Genomic DNA, 22,132 nt, shown 5'->3' with positions numbered 1-22,132 from the left:
GGCAGAGCATGCCGCATGCGCATCCTACACATTCTCGATCACAGCCTGCCGATGCACAGCGGCTACACCTTCCGCACCCGCGCCATCGTCAAGGCCCAACTCGCCCGCGGGTGGGAGGTGGCCTGCCTCACCGGCGTCCGCCACAGCCACGATGGGCTCAACCCGGAAGATGTGGACGGCATCCGCTTCTTCCGCACCCCAAAGCCGGCTGGCGGGCCCTCGCCGCTCCGCGAATGGCGGGAAATCAAGGCGCTGGAGAAACGACTCGACCAGCTCGTGCGGGAATGGCGGCCGGATCAGCTGCACGCCCACTCGCCGGTGCTGAATGCGCTCGCGGCGTTGCCTGTGGCAAGCCGCCACCGGCTCCCTCTGCTCTACGAGATTCGTGCATTCTGGGAGGATGCGGCGGTGGGGAACGGCACTGGGAGCGAAGGCTCGCCCCGCTACCACCTCACCCGCGCTCTGGAGACCTATGCGGCGCGCCGGGCCGACGCCGTCGCGGTCATCTGCGAGGGACTTCGGCACGACCTGGTTCAGCGCGGGATCCCAGCGGAGAAGATCATCGTTTCCCCCAACGGCGTCGATCTCGGCCTTTTCGGAAGTCCGCCGGCACCCGATTTGGCGTTCGCCGAGAGACTTGGCCTGGCCGGTGCGGACGTTGTCGGCTTCATCGGCTCCTTTTACGATTATGAGGGGCTGGACGACCTGATCGCCGCGATGCCGCTGTTCCTTGAGCGGCGACCGGCTGCTCACCTGCTCCTGGTCGGCGGAGGGCCGATGGAAGAGAAGCTCAAGCTCCAGGCGGCGGGTTCACCGGCGGCTTCGCGCATTCACTTCATCGGGCGGGTGCCGCACCAGGAGGTCGAACGCTACTACAGCCTGATGGACGTACTCGCTTATCCGCGCAAAGCGATACGGCTGACCGAGCTGGTGACCCCGTTGAAACCGCTCGAAGCCATGGCACAGCGCAAGCTCGTGGCCGCGTCGGACGTCGGCGGCCACCGCGAGCTGATCGAGGACGGCGTAACCGGCACTCTGTTCCCGCCAAGCGATCCGGCCGCGCTGGCCGACGCGCTCGACCGCCTCTTCGCCGATCGGGCGGGCTGGGAGGCTCGCCGCGACGTGGCGCGGCGGTTCGTCGAGCGCGAACGTAACTGGTCGTCAAACATTTCCCGTTACGCCCCGGCTTACCAAAAAATGACCGGCAAGGCGCTGATCCATGGCTGAAAACACGAAAACACCTCCTGCCAAGACTCGCGGCAGCGCACTCGATGTGCCGATGGCGGCGCTGGCGGGGGGGTCCGTAGGCTTCTTTGCCTTCGCGATGCCTGCGAACCTGTTCGAACGGCTGGTCGGCGCAACCGGACTGCCGAGCCTGGTTCCGGCCGCTCAGCCGCCGCTTGGGGAGACCGCGCGGCTCGGCTTCGTAGCGGTCGCCGCGCTTGCCGCGTTCGGCCTCGTCTGGTTGCTGCTCCGCGCGCTCGGGAAGGCGCCGGCAGCGCGCAAACCGCTTGCAGAAGAATTCTCGAACGAGCCGCCCCGGCTGCGTCGGGCCGACGCGCACCCGGATGCTCCAGCGCGCCACCCGCTCCGGGCAGCGACCGACTTCGGCATCCCGCTCGACTCCGTGCCCAGCGACGAACGCGGCGAACCGATCGACGTGTCGGTCGTCGAGAATGTCGACTTCGAAGCGGAGTGGGAGCGCCCTGCCCCAAGCTTCCTGCAGGCGCCGAGCGAAGTTGTCGAAGCCGAAGAGGAGGAGCTGCTCCTCGACGAGGCGGAGGAAAGCGAGCCGGAAACGGCCGAGGCACATGAGTCGGTGATCGAGGCCGAGTCGACGGACGTGCCTTTCTGGTTGCCCGAAGGCGTTGCGGCGCAAGCCGAAGAATATCCCGAGAGCGAGCAGATCGAGGACATCGATGCAAGCCCCGCTCCGGACGCCCACGCCATCCTGCCTTTCTGGGCGCAGCAAGCGGAAGCCGAGAGGGTCGAGGACGTGGCGAACTCACCGGAGCCGAGCCTCGACCAGCTGTCCACGCGGCTGGAAGGCGGGCTGATCCGCCGCAAGCGCGACGGGCGCTCCGCGAGACCCCGCGGCAATCGCGGCGCGGACGACCGGCTGCGCACGGCGCTGGACGATCTCACCCGGATGTCCAAGCGCAGCTAAGCTACAGGTACGAGATGATCTTGACCGCCGAGCCGGGCCGGAGCGCCTGGCCGGCGGCGAGGCCGTTCAGCTCCAGGAACTGCTCGAGCTGGTGATCGCTCGCCATCCGGCGGGCGAAGACCTCCGGCGTGTCGCCGAGGCGGACCGGCACGACGCGGATCACCCTTGGCCGAAGGCCGGCCACCTGCTCGGGCGAGAGCAGGCGAAACGAGTTGAACAGCGCGCCCAACGCCTCCGCGCCGGCGGAGCCCGGCCCTGACACCATGATGAAGTGGTAAGCGCCGCCACCCGGACCCGCATAGGCGGCGAGCGACAAGTCGACCGAGCCCTGCCGCCCGGCAACGCGCGCCGGCACGACGATCGCAGGAACGCCGTTCACATTCACTCGCTCGGCCGTGCCGACCTCGGCGGGCGCGTTGCCCAGCAATTGTTGGATGACCCGGGCCGCATAGCCGTCCAGCCCGTCGGGGCCGAGCGCGCCGCCGCCGAACTGACCACGCACACCGTCGGGGCCATCGATCAGGATCGCCTGTGGGCTGTTGGTGAGCGTGAAACCGGGCGGGGCCTCGAATCCGATCCGCATCACGGGATGGGCGAAGCGGCGGCCGAGCACGAAGCCCTGCTGCGGGTCGTCGCCGTAAAGCAGCCCGTCGACCTCGCGAAGGTAGCCGACCTCGTTCTCTGGCAGCGCATCCTCGCGGAGGCCGGTGGCGGCCGCGGCGCCGCGGAGCCGCTCGACCCTGTTCTCCGTCAGCGGGTGCGTGCGCGCCCATTCGGGAACGCCCCTGGCTTCATCGCGGCCGCTGGTCGTTGTCATGAACCGCTCGTGGCGACCGAGCGCGCCCAGCATGTCGGCCGCGGCGAAAGGATCGTAGCCGATTGCGCGCAGGTAACGGATGCCGAGATCGTCGGCTTCATATTCCTGCCGGCGGGAGTAGCGCAGGCTGAACAGCCCCGCGGCGCGGGCGGCCACTTCCGTCAGCCGCTCAGAACCGGTGACCAGCCCCACGGCGAGCACGCCCAGTTCCCGCCAAATACCGCGCTTCTGCTGGCGCTCGCTGTGATCGCCGACGATGTGGCCGAGCTCATGGCCGAGCACGGAGGCCAGTTCCGCCTCGCTGTTGACGATGCCCATCAGGCCTCGCGTGACATAGATGTAGCAGCCGGGAACCGCGAAAGCGTTGACCACATCGCTGTTGACCAGAGTGAAGGTGCACTGGCCTTCGAGCCCGGCCGCAACGGCCAGCCGCTCGCCGAGTGTGGCGACATAGCGCGCCTCCGACGCGGAATAGGCTCCGCCGAACTGTGCCAGCAGCTGCGGATGCTGCTCTGCGCCGAGCTCGCGTTCCTCGGCCTGGATCTCGGGCTGGTAGTCGCCTGGCTGAGCGGGCCCGCCGCAACTTGCGAGCAGGGAAGCGACGGCGAGCAGCGAAAGGGAGCGTGGGATGTTCATGGCGGGTCGACACCGCCTTAGCCGCGCGGTCGCCTATCATCCATCTTCTACTGTTAGCGCCTCAAGGTGGAGGCGTACCCCTGCCTCTGTCTTCTCCCGTGCGGTCAGGACGATGTCGGCGAGGATGTGGCCTCGCAGACGGAACTCGGCCATTTCGAGCCCTTCGGCAAATCGATCGGCGGCGGCTTCCGCGCCGTTTCCGTCCAAGCGGATCGTGACCTCGTGACGCGCGCCGGTGAAGGTAATGCTGGCCCATTCCCGGCTCTGGACGCGTTCGACGTTCATGAAGTTCACTGGGTCGAACGCTGAGCGCAGCGCGCGCAGCAGAGCCTTGGTGGCATCGCGTCCGGGCGCGTTCACGGCTGCACCCGATCGGCTTGCTGCCGCCCGTCGATATAGGCCGCGACTCGCGCGCAGATCGCCGCGGGCTCGCGACCGCGGCGCAGATCGTGCACCAGGCGCGGATCGCGCACGGCTTCCCGGCCGAAGCGCGTCGCGGCCGTGCCGCTCGCTTTCAGATACCGCTCGATGCGGCGAAGCAACTGCATGTCAGGTCTCCTGTTCGACTCGATTGTTCGTGCTATGTTCCGAGTTGCCGGAGATTTCCTACTTGTCTAGGATTTTTCCTATCGGTAGGAGCACTCATGGCCGAAGCCGATCCGCGCGCCGTCCTCGAGGGGCTGATCCGTGAGCGACGGGAGGATTATGCGGGTCTCTCCCGCCTGATCGGGCGTAACGCGGCTTATGTTCAGCAATTCGTGAAGCGCGGAACGCCCAAGCGACTCGCGGAGGCGGACCGGCGCGTGCTCGCCCGCTATTTCGGGATCGACGAGGCGCTGCTGGGCGGCCCGGCTGCGGCTGCGGCAGGCGACACAATCCCGGTACCCCGGCTGGATGTCGAGGCCTCGGCCGGCCCGGGTGCGCTCGAATCCGGCGAACGGTCGCGCGGCCATGTCGCCTTCGATCCGCGCTGGCTCCGCCGGATCGGCGGGAGCGGCGAGCTGTCTTTGATTGAGGTGCGGGGCGATTCGATGGCGCCGTTGCTCGGCAATGGCGACGAGATTTTGGTTGACCATGCCGACGGCGCCGGACGACTGCGCGACGGCGTCTACGTGCTGCGGCGCGACGGCGCTCTCCTCGTCAAGCGCCTCTGCCGACACCCCGGTTCGGCGCGGCTGTCGATCACGAGCGACAATCCCGCTTATCCAAGCTGGCCCGACTGCGATCCCGCCTCGATCGACATCGTCGGCCGGGTGCTATGGGCGGGCAAGCGGATTGCGTGATTCGAGGTTCTTGCGCCCGAGCATCTGACGCGATGGCAATCGAGAGTGGTTCAGCGATCTCGCCACCAGAGCAGGAACGCGAGCGCGGCGCCGATACCTCCGCCGATCAGAAGGCCGGCGCTGGGCTGACCCAGGACAACCCCGGTCACCGCTCCCAGCATTAGGCCGAGAGCGAGCAGGATGCCTCCCGCCTGGCGGGCTTTGGGTGCGGGCGCCTTCATGACCGGCGCCATGCCAGCTTCGCGCCGCTCTCGCCACCGCTCTGGTGAATGCGCGATTCAGATTAAGCTTGGGGCAAATCGACAACCGGCCCGGGCCTAAGACGCGCGGCCAAGGGGAAGGGAGTCGTGTTCTTGCACAATCATGTCCATGTCGATCGGGCGGGCCTGGAAGAGGCAACCGAGTTGATGTCCCGCTTCGGCGAACATGCGCTGATCGAGGCGGCCTCACGCGCCAGCCACAGCCGCTCGGTGGGGAACGTCATCCATTTCTGCCGCTGGCGGCAGATCGAGCGGACGATCGAGATGCTGAGGTCCGACGAGCCGAGTGGATCAGTGCACTAACCTGCTGTTCGATCGAACCTGCCGCCAATCTGTTCTGGCGTGGTAAATGTCGGGCGGGTAACTTGGCAGGATGTTGCAAGTCGCGGGCGGGCGGCCTCGGTGCCCCCCGCAAATTATCACATTGCGGGAACCTCGTGGGCCCACTCCGCAAAGTACGACTTTGCGGAGTGCCCCTATGGTCGCCGCGTTGGCTGCCGCTGCCTTTTTTCTCTGGCCGGAGGACGCGCGCGCGCAAGAGGCGGAGCTCGACCAGGTTGACGAGCCGCTCGATCCCTCGCGACCGCTGCCGCCGCTGCCGGAACTCGACCCATCGGCGCCGCTCGATCCGCTGCCCGACCTTGGCGTGGCCTGGCCCGACATGGAGCAGCAGGAAGGCGAGGCGATCGCCGACACGCCCACGACCACGATCGCCGATGCCGGCGCGGAACGCAGCTACACGGTTGCGCTGACCGGGCTCGAATCGGTCGGGAGCGGCGACCTTCTCGCCCAGTTCAACACGCTCTCCACCTTGCAGGCCAATCGCGACGATCCCGCCAATGCCGCCCAGATCGACCGGCGCGCCCGCCAGGACGCCGACCTGCTCGCCGAACTGCTCCGCGCCTACGGCTATTATGACGCGCAGGTGACGACGGAGGTCTCGGGCACAGCCGGGGGCAACGCCGTCCAGGTCCAGCTCCAGGCGCAACCCGGGCCGCTCTACCGTTTCGCGGAAGTCAGCCTGCCGGGCCTCGATGGCGCAGGGTCCGAAGCGACGATCCTGCGCCGCAGCTTCGGCATCGAAGCGGGCGCGCCGGTCAACGCCGCCGCCGTCACTGCGGGCGAAGCGGCGCTGAGGGCCCAGCTTGGCCAGCGCGGCTTCGCCTTCGCCGATGTCGGCGCGCTCGACATCGTCGTCGATCACCAGGCGCGGACGGCGCGCCTGGTCCTGCCCGTGCAGCCGAACGGCGCCCGCCAGTTCGGCCGGATCATCGTCGAAGGCCGCCCGCTGTTCAGCGCCGAGCACATCCAGACCATCGCTCGCTTCGATCCCGGCGAGCGCTTCCAAACCCCGCGGCTGGAGGATCTGCGCCGCGCGCTGGTCGCAACCGGGCTCGTGTCGGTGGTCAACCTGCGGCCGGTCGCACGGCCGGGCAGCGAAGTGGTCGACATCGCGGTCGGACTCGAGCCCGCGCCGATGCGCACCGTCGCCGGAGAGGCAGGCTACGGCACTGGCGAGGGAGCGCGAGTCGAGCTCAGCTGGGAGCATCGCAACCTGCTCCCCCCGGAGGGCGCGGTCCGCGTCCGCGGTGTACTGGGCACCGAGGAGCAACTGCTCGGAGTCTCCCTGCGGCGGAACAACTTCCGCAAGCGCGACCAGGTGCTGACCGCCAATGTCGCGGCCAGCAACATCGATCGCGACGCTTTCGATGCCCGCACCTTCCTGGTCGGCGTCGGGATCGAGCGGCAGACCAACATCATCTGGCAGAAAAGATGGACCTGGAGCCTCGGCGCGGATCTCCTCGCGTCCGACGAGCGGGACGTGAACATCGACCTCGCAATGACACGGCGGCGCACCTTCTTCATCGCGGCGGTGCCGGCGACGCTCAGCTATGACGGCTCCAACGACCTGCTCGATCCGACCCGCGGCTACCGGCTGGCGGGCCGCGTCTCGCCCGAATTGTCGCTGCAGAGCGGCACCTTCGGCTATACAAGGGCGCAGATCGACGGCAGCTTCTATCAGCCCGTCAGCGACACCGTGACGATCGCCGCCCGCGCCCGGCTTGGCACCATCTTCGGCGCGGACCGGGACCGGATCGCACCATCCCGGCGCTTCTATGCAGGTGGTGGCGGATCGGTGCGCGGCTACGGCTTCCAGCGGCTTGGCCCCCGCGATCCGGTGTTCGACGATCCGATCGGCGGGCGCAGCCTGGCGGAGTTTGCCTTGGAGGCGCGGGTCCGGATCGGCGGGCCGTTCGGAGTGGTGCCCTTCATCGATGCGGGCAACATCTACACATCCCCCCTGCCCCGCCTCGACGAACTGCGCTTCGGGGCCGGTATCGGCGTTCGCTATCACAGCAACTTCGGCCCGATCCGAGTGGATGTCGGCACGCCCTTGAGCCGGCGCAGCGGCGATCCGCGCGTGGCGGTCTATGTTTCGCTGGGGCAGGCCTTCTGAAATGTCGGAGCGGCGCTCCTTTGCTCCCTCTCCCCTGGGGGGAGAGGGCTGGGGCGAGTGGGTTCTGAATCCGAGAACACTCACTATCGCCGAGCCCCCTCACCCAACCCTCTCCCCGCAGGGGAGAGGGCTTTGAACGACGAAACGCCCGGCCGCTTCGAAAGCGAAACGGAAGCGGCGGGGCCGATCCGGCGCAGGCGCTGGCCGGGGCGTGTTTTCAAGGCGCTGCTTGGTCTCTTGCTGCTGGCGCTGATCGCGGCGGCGGGGTTCGTCGCTTATCTGGATACCGACGCGGGACACCGCTTCATCGCCGAGCGGATCGCCAACCAGGCGCCTTCCTCCGGGCTTCGCATCCGGATCGGCCGGATCGAGGGATCGATCTGGGGCGGGACGCGGCTGCGCGACGTGCGCCTTTCGGACCCGCAGGGGCTGTTTGCGCACAGCCCGACGATAGATCTCGACTGGCAGCCGCGCGCGTGGCTGAACAAGAAACTCGTCATCGACCGGTTCTCGTCCGAACTCGTCGTGCTGCACCGCGCGCCGAAGCTGCGGCCGAGCAGGGAGCCGCGGCCGATCCTCCCGGACTTCGACATTCGCATCGGCCGGCTCGAGATCGCACAGCTCCGGCTGGAGCCGGGCCTGATCGGGCAACGGCGCATCGCGCGGGTGCAAGGCGAGGCGGACATTCGCTCGGGCCGTGCGCTGGTGAGACTGAACGCGGCGGTCACGGGTGGCGGCGATCGCCTGGCCCTGCTGCTTGATGCCGAGCCAGACCGGAACCGCTTCGACATCGACCTGAGGCTCGCCAGCCCGGAAGGCGGTGTCGTGCCCGCCCTGTTCGGCAGCCGCCGCGCCGTGGCGCTGCAGGTGCAAGGGGAAGGCAGCTGGCGTGCTTGGGCCGGCACCGGCGCCCTCAACCTTTCGGGGAAACGCACCGCCAACCTCCAGCTGCGCGCGAGCGATGGGCGCTACACCCTGTCCGGCGCTATCGCTCCGGCCCAGTTCTGGACCGGCAAGAAAGCCCGGCTGACCGCGCCGATCGTGCAGGTGCGCTCGGAAGCGACCTTCGCCGATCGCGTGCTCCACGGCCGCCTGTCGCTGCGCTCCCCCTCGCTCAAGGCCGAGGCGCGCGGCGCGGTCGATCTTGGCCGCAGCCTGTTCCGGAAGATCGCGATCGGGCTCGACCTGCTCCGCCCGCCGGCCTTGTTCCCGGACATGACGGGCGAGAAGGTGCGGCTGACGATGCTGCTCGACGGCGGCTTCGACCGGTTCGGCTTCGCTTATCGCCTGACCTCGCAACGGGTCGCGTTCGAGCGCACCGGCTTCGAAGGCGTGCGCGCCGAAGGGCGCGGACGCTGGTCGAAGGCCCCCGTCACCGTCCCGCTGCTGCTTACGGCCCAGCGCGTCACCGGCGTCGGCGATGTCGCCGGCGGCATCCTCGCCAATTTGCGCGTGCAGGGATCGCTCAAGCTCACCCCCAGGCAGCTGACGGGGGACGGCCTCGTCGTCACCTCCGACAAGCTCAACGGGAAGGCGAGCCTGTTCGTCGATCTCGTTGATGGCCGTTTCGACGTGATCCTGTCGGGCGGGCTGACCCGCTACCTCATCCCAGGCCTTGGCCTGGTCGATGTCCTGACGGAGCTCAAGGTCGTGCGCCATCCGAGCGGACGCGGCACCTTGGTGACCGGGCGCGGGCGGGCTTGGGTGCGCAGGTTCGACAACCGCTTCCTCGCCGGGCTGGCAGGCGGTCTGCCGCAGATCGAGACCGACCTCGTGCGCGGCAACGACAAGGTCGTTCGCTTCTCCAACCTGCGCCTTGTCGCGCCCAATATCCGCATCGCCGGAACGGGTTTCCGCCGGGTGGACGGCACCTTCTTCTTCGAAGGATCCGGAAGACAGGGCCAGTACGGCCCGTTCGCGATGCGGCTCGACGGGCGCATCGAACGGCCGCGCATGGCGATCCGGCTGCAAAGGCCGAACCCGGCGATCGGCCTCGCGAACGTACTGCTCGAGCTCGATCCGACGGCGGGCGGTTTCGCTTATCGCGCGGCGGGCGGATCGAAGCTGGGGCCGTTCACCACCCGCGGCGCGATCCTGCTCCCGCGCGGCGCGGCCGCCCTGATCCAGGTCGCCAACCTCAACGTCTCCGGCGTGAACGCGACGGGCACGCTGCGATCGGATTCGGGCGGATTCACGGGCCGGCTCGATCTGGCCGGATCGGGCTTCAGTGGACCTCTTCTCTTCTCGCCCGTCGGCACGATCCAGCGGATCGAGGCGCACCTTGTTGCCGATAACGCCCGTCTGACCGGCCCGCCCGCGATCGCGATCCGGAGCGGCAAGCTCGACGGCGTAATGCTGCTCAATCCAGGCGCGACTTCGATCGAGGGCACGCTTTCGGCCCGGGACCTCAGCACCGCCGGCCTTACCCTCGCCCGGATCGACGCGCAGGCCAGCATGCGCGGCGGCGTGGGCCAGGTCCGCGCCAATCTCGCCGGCAATCGCGTCCGCGACTTCGCCTTCCGGACGGTGGCCGAGGTAACGCCGGACCGCGTGCGCCTGAGCGGCTCCGGCACCGTCGACCGCCGCCCGATCCGGCTCACCGCCCCTGCCCTCCTCACCCGCGAGGGCGCGGGCTGGCGGCTCGCCCCCGCTTCGCTCGCCTTCGCCGGCGGCAGTGCCACGGTCGGCGGACTGTTCGCCCCGAACCGCACCGAGTTCGACAGCCGCCTCGCCGCGATGCCGCTGTCGGTGCTCGACATCTTCTATCCGCGGCTGGCGCTCGGAGGCGTGGCTTCGGGCACGCTTAGCTATCGCCAGGCTGACGGGGCGCAGCCGGCCGGCGAGGCCAACGTCCGGGTGCGCGGGCTCAGCCGCTCCGGCCTCGTTCTCTCCTCCCGTCCCGTGGATATCGGGGTCAATGCCCGCATGATCGGCGGCAACGCCGCGATGCGGGCGATCGCGGTCAGCGAAGGCCGCACGATCGGCCGCGCACAGGCGCGCCTTGCGCCGATCGGCGTCAGCGGCAGCCTGGCCGACCGGCTCGCGAGAGCGCCGCTCTTCGCTCAACTTCGCTACAATGGCCCGGCGGACACCCTGTGGCGGCTGACCGGCCTCGAGCTGATCGACTTCAGCGGCCCGGTCGCGGTCGGCGCCGACGCGCGCGGCACGCTCAACGACCCCCAGATACGGGGGTCGCTAAGGACGGAGCGCGCAAGGTTGGAAAGCCCGGTGACCGGCACCGTCGTCGAGAACCTCGCCGCGCAGGGGCGGTTCGGCGGCTCACAGCTGGTTATCGATCGCTTTGTGGGTGCGACCAAGCGCGGCGGGGCCGTCTCGGGGCGCGGCGCATTCGACCTCTCCGCCGCGCGCGGCCTCGGCATGGACCTGATCATCGACACCCGCGCCGCGCAGCTGATCGACCGCGACGACCTCAAGGCGCAGGTGAGCGGTCCGCTGCGCATCCGCGCAGGCGGAGGCAGCGGGGTCATATCCGGCAATCTCCGGCTCGACAGCGGCAGCTTCAAGCTCGGCAGCGCGACGGCGGCGGCGCAGGTGCTGCGGCTGCCCGTCCGCGAGCTTAATCGGCGCGAGGACGACGCGCCCGCGCCGCGCCGGGCCGAGCCTTGGCGCCTAGACCTGGGGTTACAGTCTAGCGCGCGTCTCTCGGTGACGGGCCTCGGCATCACCAGCGAATGGGGCACGGACCTGCGCATCGGCGGCCTGGTGACCGCGCCCTCGATCACCGGCCGTGCCGAGCTCGTCCGCGGCAGCTACGACTTTGCCGGCCGCCGTTTCGACCTCGAACGCGGGACGATCCGCTTCGCGGGGGAGAGCCCGCCCAATCCGATCCTGGACATCGTCGCTGAGGGCGGCATCCAGGGCCTCAACGCGCAGATCCGCGTCACCGGGCGCGGGCAGAAGCCCGAGATCGCGTTCACCAGCACGCCTGCCCTTCCCCAGGACGAGCTGCTCAGCCGTCTCCTGTTCGGCACCTCGATCACCAACCTGTCCGCACCCGAGGCGCTGCAGCTCGCCGCCGCCGTCGCCTCGCTCAACGACACGGGCGGGTATCTGGACCCGATCAACCGCGTGCGCAGCGCGGTCGGGCTCGATCGCTTGCGCGTCCTCCCCGCCGACATCGCCACCGGCCAGGGCACCTCGATCGCGGCCGGGAAATATCTCGGCCGTCAGGTCTATGTCGAGGTGATCACCGACGGCCGCGGCTATTCCGCCACCCGCATCGAATATCAGATCACGCGCTGGCTTTCTTTGCTGTCGAGCATCAGCACGGCGGGCCGGCAGGGCGTCAACGTGCGCGTGTCGAAGGATTATTAGTGGAGCGGATACGGCTGAGCCCGTTCCCGGCCGATGCGGAGCTGGAGCAACTCTGGATCGCGACATGGGGCCAACCGCCCGGCTTCAACTTCGACGCGGTGCTGGCGCGGAGCCTTCTTCATGTCTGCGCCTACTTTGAAGATCGGCTGATCGGGTTCCTGAACGTCGCGTGGGACGGCGGCGAGCACGGTTTTCTGCTCGATACCAGCGTTCACCCGGACCACCGGCGCCAGGGCATCGCCACCCGCCTCATCGAAGCGGCTGTTGCGCAGACGAAAGCGCGCGGGCTGACCTGGCTCCATGTCGATTACGAGCCGCATCTCGAGCCGCTTTACCGCCGATGCGGCTTTCGCGCGACGCAAGCGGGGCTGATCCGCCTGCAGGAAGGCTAAGCGGTCTGGGACCGTCCGCCGGCCCTTGTGCCGTTCAGCGGCGGGGCTTTGGCGGCGAGCGACCGCAGGCGCTCATACAGGAAGTCGAGGACGATGCGGACGCGGGGCGTGTGGCGCATCCGTTCGTGCGTGAGCAGCCAGAGTTCGACTCCATCCTCTTCGTCGTGAGGCAAGCACTGGACGAGGTCCGGCTCCTGGCGCGCGACGAAGCTCGGCAGCACGGCGATGCCTAGACCCGAGCGCACGCTCGCCAAGAGCCCGGTGACCGAGCCTTGCTCGAGAATCACCGCGTTCTCCAGGTCATTCTTGCGCAGCCAGGCCTGATAAAGCGGGCCAACTCCGGGACCGCCGCCGCCGATCAGGTCGTGCGCGCGTAGGTCGGAGCGGCACCGGGGAACCCCGCGGCGGGCGGCATAGTCGCGGCTGCAAAAGACCGTCCATGGATCGGGTGCGACGCGGCGCCCCACCAGGCCGCCCCCTTGGCCTGGAGGGTACTGCGGAGCGCCACATCGGCGAAACCAGAGGCCAGATCCCGGATCTGCTCGCTGCTGTCGAGTTCGATGCGAATGCCGGGATGCGCCTCGTGCAGACCGCGAAGGATCGGCGGCAGGATTGTGAGCGTGTAGATATCGTGGGTGGTCAGGCGCACCGTTCCGCCACTCTCGCGGGCCTGGCCCGACACTGCATCGGCGAACACGCCCGCCGCTGCCTTGACCGCCTCTGCGCGGGGCAGCAGCGCCTCGCCCCCGGGCGTCAGAAGATATCCGGCCTGCCTGCGCTCGAACAGCACCAGGCCGAGCGCTTGCTCGAGCGCTGCGATCCGGCGCGCTACCGTGGTCTGGCTGACCCGCAGAGCGCGGCCGGCGGCGAGCGTGCTTCCGGTTTCCGCAACCGCGAGAAATGCGCGAAGGTCGTTCCAGTCGAACATAGGCGCCGCTTCTACCCTCCCCCGAGCCACGCCGCATTCTGCACTTCTGCAGAATAGGTGCGCAATATCGTTGTTAGTTGAAACTGATCTGCCGGTGTATCTGAAGGGCACGCCAGCGCTGACGTCCCATCTTCAAGGAGTATCCGAGATGAAGACGTCCTCAACTTTCGGGCTTGTCGGCTCGCTTCTGTTTGTCACTCCGGCTCTCGCCGCGGGCCCCGCCGAGCAGGCGAAAGAACGCGTGCAGATCGCCGATCTCGATCTCAGCCGCGCGTCCGACCGGGCGAAGCTCGACGGGCGCATCCGGCAAGCCGTGAACACGGCATGCGGAGATGCGTCGACGGTCGACCTGGCCGGCGCCAACGCAATCCGGCGCTGTAGCGTCGAGGCACGCGGCCTTGCCCAGGCGCAGGTCGAGCGGGCCACGGCTTCGGCTCGGCAACCGGCCCCGACGACAATCGCGCTCGGGCGCTGAGCGACGCTGCGCCCAAAGGGGTGACTCCTCGCCGGAGCCGCCCTTGCGCGTCGCTCAAGCCTCCTCGATCGGCTGATCGGTGTTGATGCCGACCCAGCGGTGCCGCCGCTCGCCATAGACGGATACGGTTGGAGGCGGGAAATCGGGATCGGCGAAATTGCCCACCGGCACGGTCACCATGCCCGGCCGCACCTCGATCTCGTAATAGGCCGTGCGCCCGCAGCTTGGGCAGAATGAGTGGCGGCCCCAGCGCCCCTCGTCGCCCAGCTGCGTGAAACTGTTCACTTTTCCCGCCATCCGGACCTGTTCGGCCGCGAACGTCGCATTGTAGGAAAAGGCGCTCCCGGTCCGGCGCTGGCAATCGAGGCAATGGCAGACCGACACGCGGGCCGGCTCGCCCTTGCAGGCGACCTGCACCGCCCCGCACGCGCATTTCGCGATCCGCTCGGCAGACATGGGCGCCAGCATGCGCCCGCGCCGCTGCGGCCGCAAGGATTGTCTCGACGCGCCCATGGCCCCGCGCCATGATGCGGAAAAACGATGGGAGCGGCGCCGACGTGAAACATTGGAATGCACGCAAGACGGTTGTTGCGCACGAGGACATGCCGGCTGAGCACCGGCTGCGGAAGACCCTGTCCTGGCCGCACCTCGTCGCGCTCGGGGTGGGAGCGATCGTCGGCACCGGCATCCTGACGCTGATCGGCGTCGGCGCCGCCAAGGCCGGGCCGTCGGTAATCCTCTCTTTCGCCATTGCCGGCATCATCTGCGCGGCAGCCGCGCTCGCTTATGCCGAGATGGCGACAATGATCCCGGCGTCGGGAAGCGCCTACACCTACACTTATGTCGTGATCGGCGAACTGCTCGCCTGGATCGTCGGCTGGAGCCTGATCCTGGAATACAGCCTGGTGGTAAGCGCGGTCGCGGTCGGATGGTCGGGCTATGCGGCACCTTTGCTGCAGGCTTCGCTCGGTGTGCCGCTGGAGCTGATGCAGGGTCCTGCGCTGGGCGGAATCGTCAACCTGCCGGCCATCTTCATCATCGCCGTGGTCGCCGGCCTGCTGATCTTCGGCACGAAGGAGAGCGCCACTCTGAACGCGGTGCTGGTGCTGGTGAAGATTGCGGCGCTGGTCGTGTTCGTGTTCATCGCCTTCCAGTACTTCAATCCCGCCAACTTCCAGCCGTTCATGCCGTTCGGCTTCCCTGCCTCAGGCGCGCCCGGCGCAGAGGTCGGAGTGATGGCCGCGGCGGCGATCATCTTTTTCGCCTTTTACGGCTTCGACGCGATCGCCACCGCCGCCGAGGAGGCGAAGAACCCGGCCCGCGATCTTTCGATCGGGATCGTCGGCTCCATGCTCGCCTGTGTGCTGATCTACATGGCGGTCGCGGCCGCCGCGATCGGGGCAGTCAGCTACCAGCGCTTCGCCAACAGCCCCGAGCCGCTTGCGCTCATCCTGCGCCAGCTGGACCAGCCCGGCGCCGCGACCTACCTCGCCGCCTCCGCCGTGATCGCGCTGCCAACGGTGATCCTCGCCTTCTTCTATGGGCAGAGCCGCATCTTCTTCGTAATGGCGCGCGACGGGCTGCTGCCGCGCAGCCTTGCCAAAGTGTCGGACCGCGGCTCGCCGGTGCGCATCACGCTGTTCACGGCCGTGCTGGTCGCGATCCTCGCCGGGCTGATCCCGCTCGACGAACTCGCCGCGCTCGCCAATGCCGGCACCCTCACCGCCTTCATCGCCGTCGCCCTCTGCATGCTCATCATGCGCCGCCGCGCGCCCGACGCGCCCCGCACATTCCGCACGCCGCTGCCCTGGGTGGTGGGGCTGGTCGCGATCCTCGGCTGCGCCTACCTCTTCTACAGCTTGCCACAGACCACGCAGCTCTACTTCCTCGTGGCGCAGGGTGTCGGGCTCGTCATTTACCTGCTCTACGGGTCTCGCCACAGCCTTGCAGGGCGCGCGGGGCCTCTCACCAAAACCTGACCGGAACGAAGCGGCGGCGCGCGCGATTAGCGCTCCATGCTCAACTATGTCGATGATTCAGCACCCGGCATCACCCGCAAGAAGATGAAGCTGGGCTGGGGCTATTACGGCCCCGACGGGAAACGCATCACCGACCGTGCCGAGATCGAGCGGCTGAACAAGCTCGGCATGCCGCCGGCTTACGAGCGCTGCTGGTTCTGCGCCGATCCGAACGGCCATCTTCAAGGCGTTGGGTTCGATGCCAAGGGACGCAAGCAATATCGCTACCATCCCGATTTCCGCGCCACTCGGGAACTCGCCAAATATGAGCGGCTGGCCAAATTCGGTCACGCGCTGCCCAAGCTTCGCAAGAAGATCGAGGAAGACATCACCGGCCGGAAGCTTGCGGCCGACACGGTGCTCGCGGCCGTCGTCAAGTTGATCGACGAGACGCACATGCGGGTCGGCAGCGAAGAATATGTAAAGTCCGGCAAGAGCTTCGGGGCGACCACCCTTCGCAATCGCCACGCCAAGGTCGAGGGCGGCAAATTGAAGCTCAGCTACAAGGGCAAGCACGGCGTCAAGCACGTCGTGACCGTCACCGACCGCAACCTCGCCCGCATCGCGAAACGTACCCAGGACCTTCCCGGCCAGCATCTGTTCGAGTTCGTAACGCCGGACGGCGAGATCAAGCCGGTCACGTCGGGTGACGTCAACGCGTACATCAAGGACGCGATGGGCGACGACTTCACTGCCAAGGATTTCCGCACCTGGGGCGCCAGCGTGATCGCGTTCGAGCAGATGGCCAAGCGCGCCGCCGAGAACCCGCGCATCAAGCTCAAGGCGGTGATGGAGCCGGTCGCCGAAGCGCTCGGCAATACGCCCGCGATCAGCCGCAAAAGCTACGTCCATCCGGCGATCATCGAGGCGGCCAAGGACGCCGGCGCGATCGGCGGGCGCAAGCTGCCGCGGGCCGGCAAGTATCTCAGCGCCTATGAGCGCGGGCTGATCGAGTTTCTGGAGGCGCTGCCGAAGGAAGAGGAGAAGCTGGAGGCCAGGGCCGAGGCGGAAGGCAAGACGGACGCGCAGGTCGCCGAGGATGTGAGAGCGCAGCTGGAGGCGAGCGTCGGAGCGGCTTGAACCGCGCCGCCTCACCTGACAATCACGCGGTCATGAACGTCAGTCAGAAGACCGATCGCATGCTGGGCGAGAGCGCGGGCTGGTTCGCGGCGAACGGGGCCGACCTGTTCTATGCGCTGCTGGCCGGCGCAATCGTCGCCGGGCTCCTCCTTGGTCTGCGCACGTTCGGGCACCGGCTCGTCCGGGGCCGCAGCGAGAACCTCAAGTGGCGCAACCTGGTCGGGCGCGTGCTCGCCAAGACCGGCATTACGTTCATCATCCTGTGCGCGATCGAAGTGGTCGCCGAACTCACCACGCTGCCCCGCACCATCGACCGGGCGATCGACATCCTGTTCACGATCGCGGCCGTGCTGCAAGGCGCCGTTTGGGCGCGCGCGCTGATCCTCGGTCTGCTCCAGCACCGGATCGGCGAGGCCGAACAGGCCAGCACGTTCGGAACCGCTTTCGGCCTTATCCGCGGGCTGGTCAGCGTCGCCCTGTTCCTGATCGCGTTGGTGCTGATCCTCGACAATCTCGGCGTCAACGTCACCGGCCTGGTCGCAGGCCTGGGCATTGGCGGCGTCGCGATCGGCCTTGCCGCGCAGGGCGTGTTCAAGGACCTGTTCGCCGCGCTCGCCATCATCCTCGACAAGCCGTTTCGCCGCGGCGAGGCGATCAAGTTCGACGCCTTTTCAGGAAATGTCGAGCAGATCGGGCTCAAGAGCACGCGCATCCGCTCGGTAGAGGGCGAGGAGATCGTGGTCTCCAATGCCATCTTGCTCGACAAGATCCTGCTCAACCAGAGCGCGATCGCGCAGCGCCGCATCCTGCTGAAGCTTGCATTCGTCTATCAGACCGATCTCGGAGTGATCGCTCGGCTGCCCGATCTGGTCCGCACGACCGCGGAACGCCACGAGCATGTCGGCTTCGTCCGCGCGGGCCTGATCGGGATCGCCCCTTCCAGCCTCGACTTCGAAGCGGAGCTCCGCTTCACCAGCCCCGATTACGACCTGTTCTTCCGCACGCGCGCGGCGATCATTGCCGAGTTGCTCGACACCATCGGAGAGGCCGGCCTGCGCCTCGCCTACCCCACCCAGACCAGCTTCACGGCTGCTCCGGACGGCCGGCACGTGCTGCCCTGGCCGCAAGAGGATAGCGAGCGAACGCTTCGCTAAGCCGCTCCGCGGGGCGCGGCGTAGGTGCGGGCGAACAGCATCTGCCAGTCCTCGACCGTAGTGGAGTCCAGCTGTTCACAAAGCAGTTCGAGAACGGCGGCATCAGGATCAGGGATGGTCCTCGCGAAGCTGTCCCCGAACACGTGGGCGACGTGACGCGGATCGTCGGAGTCGGTGGGAACTGGTGGTGACATCGGACGCATATTCCTGAAGGCGAACTCAACGCTCCGGCACTGCCTGCCGGTCAGGGTCGGCGCCAGCGGGTCTCGACCGACGCGGAACGTGCGTCGACGGGCGGGGCACACCATCGACCAGCCCTGCATCGGGCGCGACGGACAGGTCATTGAAGCGGCGCGCTCGCCGTGGGAGGGAGCCGAGATGGCCAAGCTCTATTTCTACTACGCCTCGATGAACGCCGGTAAATCGACCCTGCTGCTCCAGGCGGACTTCAATTATCGCGAGCGCGGCATGCGCACGATGCTGTGGACGGCCGCGATCGACGACCGATACGGCGAGGGCCGGGTGGCGTCGCGCATCGGGCTGGAAGCCGAGGCCCACCTGTACGGGCCGGACACCGACTTGCGCGCGCAAGTGGAAGGCGAGCACGAACGCGGCCGCCTCGCCTGCGTGCTGATCGACGAAGCCCAGTTCCTCAGCCGCGATCAGGTGTTCCAGCTTGCCGCCATCTGCGACGGGATCGGCGTGCCGGTGCTCGCCTACGGCTTGCGTACCGATTTCCAGGCCAATCTGTTCGAAGGCAGCAAATGGCTGCTCGCGCTCGCCGACATCCTGTCCGAGATCAAGGCGATCTGCGCCTGCGGCCGCAAGGCCACAATGAACATGCGGCTGGACGCGGCTGGCAAGCCGGTGCGGCAAGGCGAGCAGACCGAGATCGGCGGCAACGAACGCTACGTAGCAGTGTGCCGGCGGCATTTCATGTCGGACGCGCTGTTCACTCAGGGCTGAGCCGGTCCCCGCTCCCGCTTCTGCGCCTCCACCATCGCGGCTGCGTCCGCCAGCAGCGCCTTGGGATCATAAACGATGCCGTCCTTGATCGTGTAACGCACGCCGCCCACACGCTCGACCTTGCCGTCCCTGCCGAGCCGCTCGAAGCCGGTCCCGAACAGGGTCTTGAAGTTGTGCAGCGGGTTCTCCGGGACGATCACCAGGTCGGCGAGCATGCCCTTGCGAACGATGCCGATCGGCGGCTCGACGCCCTTGGGCTCGTAGATTGCGTGAGCGCCATTGGTGGTCGCCGCCTGCACCACCTCCAGCGGTGTGAAGCCCGCTTCCTGCAGCATCTCCAGTTCCTGAACATAAGCGAAGCCCCAGGTCTGGTAGATATAGCCGGGGTCCGAGCCGGTCGTGACGCGCCCGCCCATATTCTTGTAATCGTTCATCAGCCGCATGTACGGCCCGTAGAAGCGCCGCCATGCGATCTCCTTGGCGGTCGTCCAATCATACCAGTAGGAGCCGTGATTAACCCGGCTCGGCCGATAGAAGTCGTACAGCGACGGCAGGGTATAGCGATCGTGCCAGTCGGCGTTGCGCGCGCGCATCAGATCGCGCGAGGCGGAATAGATGTTGAAGGTGGGATCGAAGATCACGCCGCGGGCGAGCTGGCCTTCCAAATAGGCGCGCCATTCCGGACCGCCCGGCTCCACGATCTGGCCCGTGAAGTTGGCGATTTCGGCGAACCGGTCCTGCTCGTCGGTCATGTTGTAGCCGGCCGGGTAATTGGGCAGGCGGCTGTCCTTCAGCAGGCTTTCGAAATGGCCATAAAAGTGCGTCACGGTGCCGAGGCCGAGCTCGCCTGCGATGCGGGCGTTGACTTCGGCGACCCCGCTCTGCCCGAGATGGGCCACCGTGCCGAGCTTCTGCTTTCGGGCCTCGTCGATCGCCGCGGCGGTGACGTCGCGCGGCTTGTCGTTGAAGAACTTTACGCCGTCATAGCCGGCCTTGGCGGCCCAGCGGACCCACGCCCTGGCCTGTTCCGGCGTATCGACATCGCCGCCACTCCAGGCATCCCCCAGCACCGAATAAGCGAACAGGCGCGGGGCGACGATGCTGTTGTCGGCGCTTCGCCGCTTGTCCGACAGAGCGGGATTGTTCGGGCCGAAATAGAGCGAGACGCCGCGAACGCTGGTCACGCCATGCGCGAGCCATAGCTTGTAGCCGTAGCTCGGCTGGGACGCCTTGGCCGGATCGCCATTGTGGCCGTGCGTGTCGATGAAGCCGGGTAGCACATACATGCCGGTCGCATCGATTTCGCGAGCGGCGCCGCGCGGTTCGCGGTCGGGCCGGAGCGGCAGCCCAGGGGTTCCCGCGCCCCGAATCTCGGCGATGCGATTGCCTTCCACCACGATGTCGACGGGTCCGCGCGGCGGCGCGCCACTGCCGTCGATCAGGGTCGCGCCTCTGATCACCAGCTTGGGGTAAGGCCCGCCGCCTTCGTCCGCGCGGCGGGCGGGCACCGGCTCCATTCCCCGCGGCGGATCGGCGGCGCGAACGGGGAGAGCGGCGGCCAACACGGCGCCGGCAATCGCAATCCCCAGTGCTGCGCTCTTGACTCCTGGCATCCCCCGTTCCTTTTCCGTGCCTTGGCTCAACCGCTCCGCCCGGAAGCGGGACCTCCTGCCACATTCATGGCCTATTCAAAGCCGCTTGGCTACGAACCGGGGCAAGTTGCAAGAAAGACGTAATTCCCATGCGTATCCTCCTCTTCCTCGCCGCGTTCGGCCCCGCCCTGCTCGCCTCCCCGGGCGACGCACGCCCGCGTGAGCGCGAGCAGATGAGCGCGTGGAAAGGAACGCAGGAAGGTCGCTTCCTTTCGCTTCGCACGATCGAAGGGCTGATCGTGCCACGGATGCGCGGAGCCGACTATCTGGGACCAGAGCTCGACGCCGGTTCCGGGCGCTACCGGCTCAAGTTCATGCGCGCCGGCGAGGTGATCTGGGTGGACGTCGACGCACGCACCGGCGCGGTTCTCGGGCAGTCCCGCTGACGGGCCCTTGCCTCCTTGCGCGCCCGCAATGAAACCATCACAGGCGGCGCTGGTTGGGCCATTCATGTGCTCAGCCTGCCGGGAGAAGAGGTGATATGCGGGTCTTGATCGTAGAGGACGAGCCCAATCTCGGGCGCCAGTTGCGCGCCACCCTGGAAGGCGCCGGCTATGCGGTCGACCTCGCGACCGACGGCGAGGACGGCCATTATCTCGGCTCGACCGAAAGCTACGACTCGATCATCCTCGATCTCGGCCTGCCCGAGGTGGACGGCCTGACCGTGCTCGACCGCTGGCGTAAGGAGGGCATGAAGGTGCCCGTGTTGGTGCTGACGGCGCGCGACAGCTGGTCCGACAAGGTGGCCGGGTTGGACGCCGGCGCGGACGATTACCTGGCCAAGCCGTTCCAGACTGAGGAGCTGATCGCGCGCCTCCGCGCGCTGATCCGCCGCGCCTCCGGCAATGCTTCGACGGAGATGAATGCCGGCGACGTCCGGCTCGACACGCGTTCGGGCAAGGTCACTCTGAACGGCGAGCCGGTGAAGCTCACGGCGCAGGAATATAAGCTGCTGTCCTACCTGATGCACCACAAGGGCAAGGTGGTCAGCCGGACCGAGCTTATCGAGCACATCTACGATCAGGATTTCGATCGTGACTCGAATACCATCGAAGTGTTCGTGACCCGCATCCGCAAGAAGCTTGGCGCCGACGTCATCACCACCATTCGCGGCCTCGGCTACAGCCTGGAGGATCCCGGCCGTTGAACGAGCACGCCGCCCCGGTGACGGCGGCGGCTGACGTTCAGCCGACCGCCGGGCGCGCGTCGCGGGTGCAACGGCCGCGTTCGCTCACCCGGCGCATGATCGTCGTCGCTGCGGCGTGGATCGCGGCCTTGCTGCTGCTCGGCGGTTTCGCCCTCGATCGCGTCCTGTCGCGGTCGATCGTGGACAATTTCGACAAGCAACTGGTGTTTGTTCTGAACTCCATGATCGCTGCGTCGGAGATCGGGCCGGATGGCGAAGTGCGCTTCAACCGCCCACCCGCCGACCAGCGCTTCATCGAGCCCTATTCGGGCCTGTATTTCCAGATCAGCGGCGTCGGGTCGGACACATTTGCGTCGCGATCCCT

The 22,132-nt window shown here is 67.7% G+C and carries 23 protein-coding genes and 1 pseudogene; 15 read left to right on the top strand and 9 right to left on the bottom strand.

The window, feature by feature from the left end:
- Positions 1–15: 15 nt before the first annotated feature.
- Both VF631_RS05640 and VF631_RS05635 read left to right on the top strand, forming a co-directional pair.
- Complete coding sequence (locus tag VF631_RS05640) at positions 16–1,227, top strand: TIGR04063 family PEP-CTERM/XrtA system glycosyltransferase (RefSeq protein WP_431849302.1); 1,212 nt, start codon at positions 16–18, stop codon at positions 1,225–1,227.
- Positions 1,220–2,167, top strand: a complete 948-nt coding sequence (locus VF631_RS05635; RefSeq protein WP_431849301.1) for a hypothetical protein — start codon at positions 1,220–1,222, stop codon at positions 2,165–2,167. The genes VF631_RS05640 and VF631_RS05635 overlap by 8 nt, the downstream gene beginning before the upstream one ends.
- A gap of 1 nt (position 2,168) precedes the next feature.
- On the opposite strand, the gene VF631_RS05630 is transcribed toward VF631_RS05635, so the two are convergent.
- Genes VF631_RS05630 through VF631_RS05620 form a run of 3 tightly spaced genes read right to left on the bottom strand, consistent with a single transcriptional unit; the run spans position 2,169 to position 4,168 of the window.
- Complete coding sequence (locus VF631_RS05630; RefSeq protein WP_431849300.1) at positions 2,169–3,620, bottom strand: M48 family metalloprotease; 1,452 nt, start codon at positions 3,618–3,620, stop codon at positions 2,169–2,171.
- A 36-nt stretch (positions 3,621–3,656) separates the two neighbouring features.
- Positions 3,657–3,980, bottom strand: coding sequence for a hypothetical protein (locus tag VF631_RS05625; protein ID WP_431849299.1), 324 nt, complete (start codon positions 3,978–3,980; stop codon positions 3,657–3,659).
- Positions 3,977–4,168, bottom strand: a complete 192-nt coding sequence (locus VF631_RS05620; RefSeq protein WP_431849298.1) for a hypothetical protein — start codon at positions 4,166–4,168, stop codon at positions 3,977–3,979. Before VF631_RS05620 ends, VF631_RS05625 begins: the two co-directional genes overlap by 4 nt.
- Positions 4,169–4,264: 96 nt before the next feature.
- On the opposite strand from VF631_RS05620, the gene VF631_RS05615 reads away from it, so the two are divergent.
- On the top strand, positions 4,265–4,903 hold the full coding sequence (locus VF631_RS05615; RefSeq protein WP_431849297.1) for a S24 family peptidase: 639 nt from the start codon (positions 4,265–4,267) through the stop codon (positions 4,901–4,903).
- A gap of 50 nt (positions 4,904–4,953) precedes the next feature.
- Here the strand turns inward: VF631_RS05615 and VF631_RS05610 are convergent, their stop codons facing one another.
- Positions 4,954–5,124, bottom strand: coding sequence for a hypothetical protein (locus VF631_RS05610; RefSeq protein ID WP_431849296.1), 171 nt, complete (start codon positions 5,122–5,124; stop codon positions 4,954–4,956).
- A gap of 132 nt (positions 5,125–5,256) precedes the next feature.
- On the opposite strand from VF631_RS05610, the gene VF631_RS05605 reads away from it, so the two are divergent.
- From VF631_RS05605 to VF631_RS05590, 4 genes are all read left to right on the top strand, one after another.
- Complete coding sequence (locus tag VF631_RS05605) at positions 5,257–5,466, top strand: hypothetical protein (RefSeq protein ID WP_431849295.1); 210 nt, start codon at positions 5,257–5,259, stop codon at positions 5,464–5,466.
- A gap of 175 nt (positions 5,467–5,641) precedes the next feature.
- A complete protein-coding gene (locus tag VF631_RS05600) occupies positions 5,642–7,621 on the top strand; it encodes an autotransporter assembly complex protein TamA (RefSeq protein ID WP_431849294.1) in 1,980 nt (659 codons plus the stop codon).
- 132 nt (positions 7,622–7,753) lie between these two features.
- Positions 7,754–11,956, top strand: coding sequence for a translocation/assembly module TamB domain-containing protein (locus VF631_RS05595; RefSeq protein WP_431849293.1), 4,203 nt, complete (start codon positions 7,754–7,756; stop codon positions 11,954–11,956).
- Entirely contained in the window at positions 11,956–12,348 is a 393-nt protein-coding gene (locus VF631_RS05590; RefSeq protein WP_431849292.1) for a GNAT family N-acetyltransferase, read from the top strand. Before VF631_RS05595 ends, VF631_RS05590 begins: the two co-directional genes overlap by 1 nt.
- Here the strand turns inward: VF631_RS05590 and VF631_RS05585 are convergent.
- Both VF631_RS05585 and VF631_RS05580 read right to left on the bottom strand, forming a co-directional pair.
- A complete protein-coding gene (locus VF631_RS05585; protein WP_431849291.1) occupies positions 12,345–12,815 on the bottom strand; it encodes a LysR substrate-binding domain-containing protein in 471 nt (156 codons plus the stop codon). The two genes, VF631_RS05590 and VF631_RS05585, sit on opposite strands and share 4 nt — an antisense overlap.
- Positions 12,707–13,276: a LysR family transcriptional regulator gene (locus VF631_RS05580; protein WP_431849290.1), complete on the bottom strand. Its 570-nt coding sequence runs from the start codon at positions 13,274–13,276 to the stop codon at positions 12,707–12,709. Before VF631_RS05580 ends, VF631_RS05585 begins: the two co-directional genes overlap by 109 nt.
- Positions 13,277–13,424: 148 nt before the next feature.
- Between VF631_RS05580 and VF631_RS05575 the strand changes: the two genes are divergently transcribed.
- Positions 13,425–13,751 carry a UrcA family protein gene (locus tag VF631_RS05575; protein WP_431849289.1) on the top strand — a complete coding sequence of 109 codons (327 nt, stop codon included), beginning with the start codon at positions 13,425–13,427 and terminating at the stop codon, positions 13,749–13,751.
- Positions 13,752–13,805: 54 nt separating this feature from the next.
- Here the strand turns inward: VF631_RS05575 and VF631_RS05570 are convergent, their stop codons facing one another.
- Entirely contained in the window at positions 13,806–14,207 is a 402-nt protein-coding gene (locus tag VF631_RS05570) for a GFA family protein (RefSeq protein WP_431849288.1), read from the bottom strand.
- A 146-nt stretch (positions 14,208–14,353) separates the two neighbouring features.
- Here VF631_RS05570 and VF631_RS05565 point away from each other — a divergent pair, with 146 nt between their 5' ends.
- The 3 genes from VF631_RS05565 to VF631_RS05555 are packed head-to-tail and all read left to right on the top strand — an operon-like array spanning position 14,354 to position 18,003.
- Complete coding sequence (locus tag VF631_RS05565; RefSeq protein ID WP_431849384.1) at positions 14,354–15,730, top strand: amino acid permease; 1,377 nt, start codon at positions 14,354–14,356, stop codon at positions 15,728–15,730.
- A gap of 36 nt (positions 15,731–15,766) precedes the next feature.
- Positions 15,767–16,849 (top strand): DNA topoisomerase IB, encoded by a 1,083-nt coding sequence (locus VF631_RS05560; protein ID WP_431849287.1) that lies wholly within the window; start codon positions 15,767–15,769, stop codon positions 16,847–16,849.
- Between the two features lie 32 nt (positions 16,850–16,881).
- Positions 16,882–18,003, top strand: coding sequence for a mechanosensitive ion channel family protein (locus VF631_RS05555; protein WP_431849286.1), 1,122 nt, complete (start codon positions 16,882–16,884; stop codon positions 18,001–18,003).
- Here VF631_RS05555 and VF631_RS05550 read toward each other — a convergent pair.
- On the bottom strand, positions 18,000–18,197 hold the full coding sequence (locus tag VF631_RS05550; RefSeq protein ID WP_431849285.1) for a hypothetical protein: 198 nt from the start codon (positions 18,195–18,197) through the stop codon (positions 18,000–18,002). The two genes, VF631_RS05555 and VF631_RS05550, sit on opposite strands and share 4 nt — an antisense overlap.
- Positions 18,198–18,381: 184 nt before the next feature.
- Between VF631_RS05550 and VF631_RS05545 the strand changes: the two genes are divergently transcribed.
- On the top strand, positions 18,382–18,969 hold the full coding sequence (locus VF631_RS05545; protein WP_431849284.1) for a thymidine kinase: 588 nt from the start codon (positions 18,382–18,384) through the stop codon (positions 18,967–18,969).
- On the opposite strand, the gene VF631_RS05540 is transcribed toward VF631_RS05545, so the two are convergent.
- Positions 18,960–20,582, bottom strand: a complete 1,623-nt coding sequence (locus tag VF631_RS05540; protein ID WP_431849283.1) for an amidohydrolase family protein — start codon at positions 20,580–20,582, stop codon at positions 18,960–18,962. The genes VF631_RS05545 and VF631_RS05540 overlap by 10 nt on opposite strands.
- 128 nt (positions 20,583–20,710) lie before the next feature.
- Between VF631_RS05540 and VF631_RS05535 the strand changes: the two genes are divergently transcribed.
- The 3 genes and pseudogenes from VF631_RS05535 to VF631_RS05525 form a co-directional block, all read left to right on the top strand.
- Positions 20,711–21,007 carry a hypothetical protein gene (locus VF631_RS05535; RefSeq protein WP_431849282.1) on the top strand — a complete coding sequence of 99 codons (297 nt, stop codon included), beginning with the start codon at positions 20,711–20,713 and terminating at the stop codon, positions 21,005–21,007.
- A gap of 95 nt (positions 21,008–21,102) precedes the next feature.
- Positions 21,103–21,768 carry a response regulator transcription factor gene (locus VF631_RS05530; protein WP_431849281.1) on the top strand — a complete coding sequence of 222 codons (666 nt, stop codon included), beginning with the start codon at positions 21,103–21,105 and terminating at the stop codon, positions 21,766–21,768.
- Positions 21,765–22,132, top strand: a pseudogene (locus VF631_RS05525) (histidine kinase); the annotation flags it as partial. The gene VF631_RS05530 and the pseudogene VF631_RS05525, both read left to right, overlap by 4 nt.

The sequence above is a fragment of the Allosphingosinicella sp. genome, assembly GCF_036387615.1.
Taxonomy (GTDB): domain Bacteria; phylum Pseudomonadota; class Alphaproteobacteria; order Sphingomonadales; family Sphingomonadaceae; genus Allosphingosinicella.
This window is presented reverse-complemented; position numbering and strand designations above follow the sequence as displayed.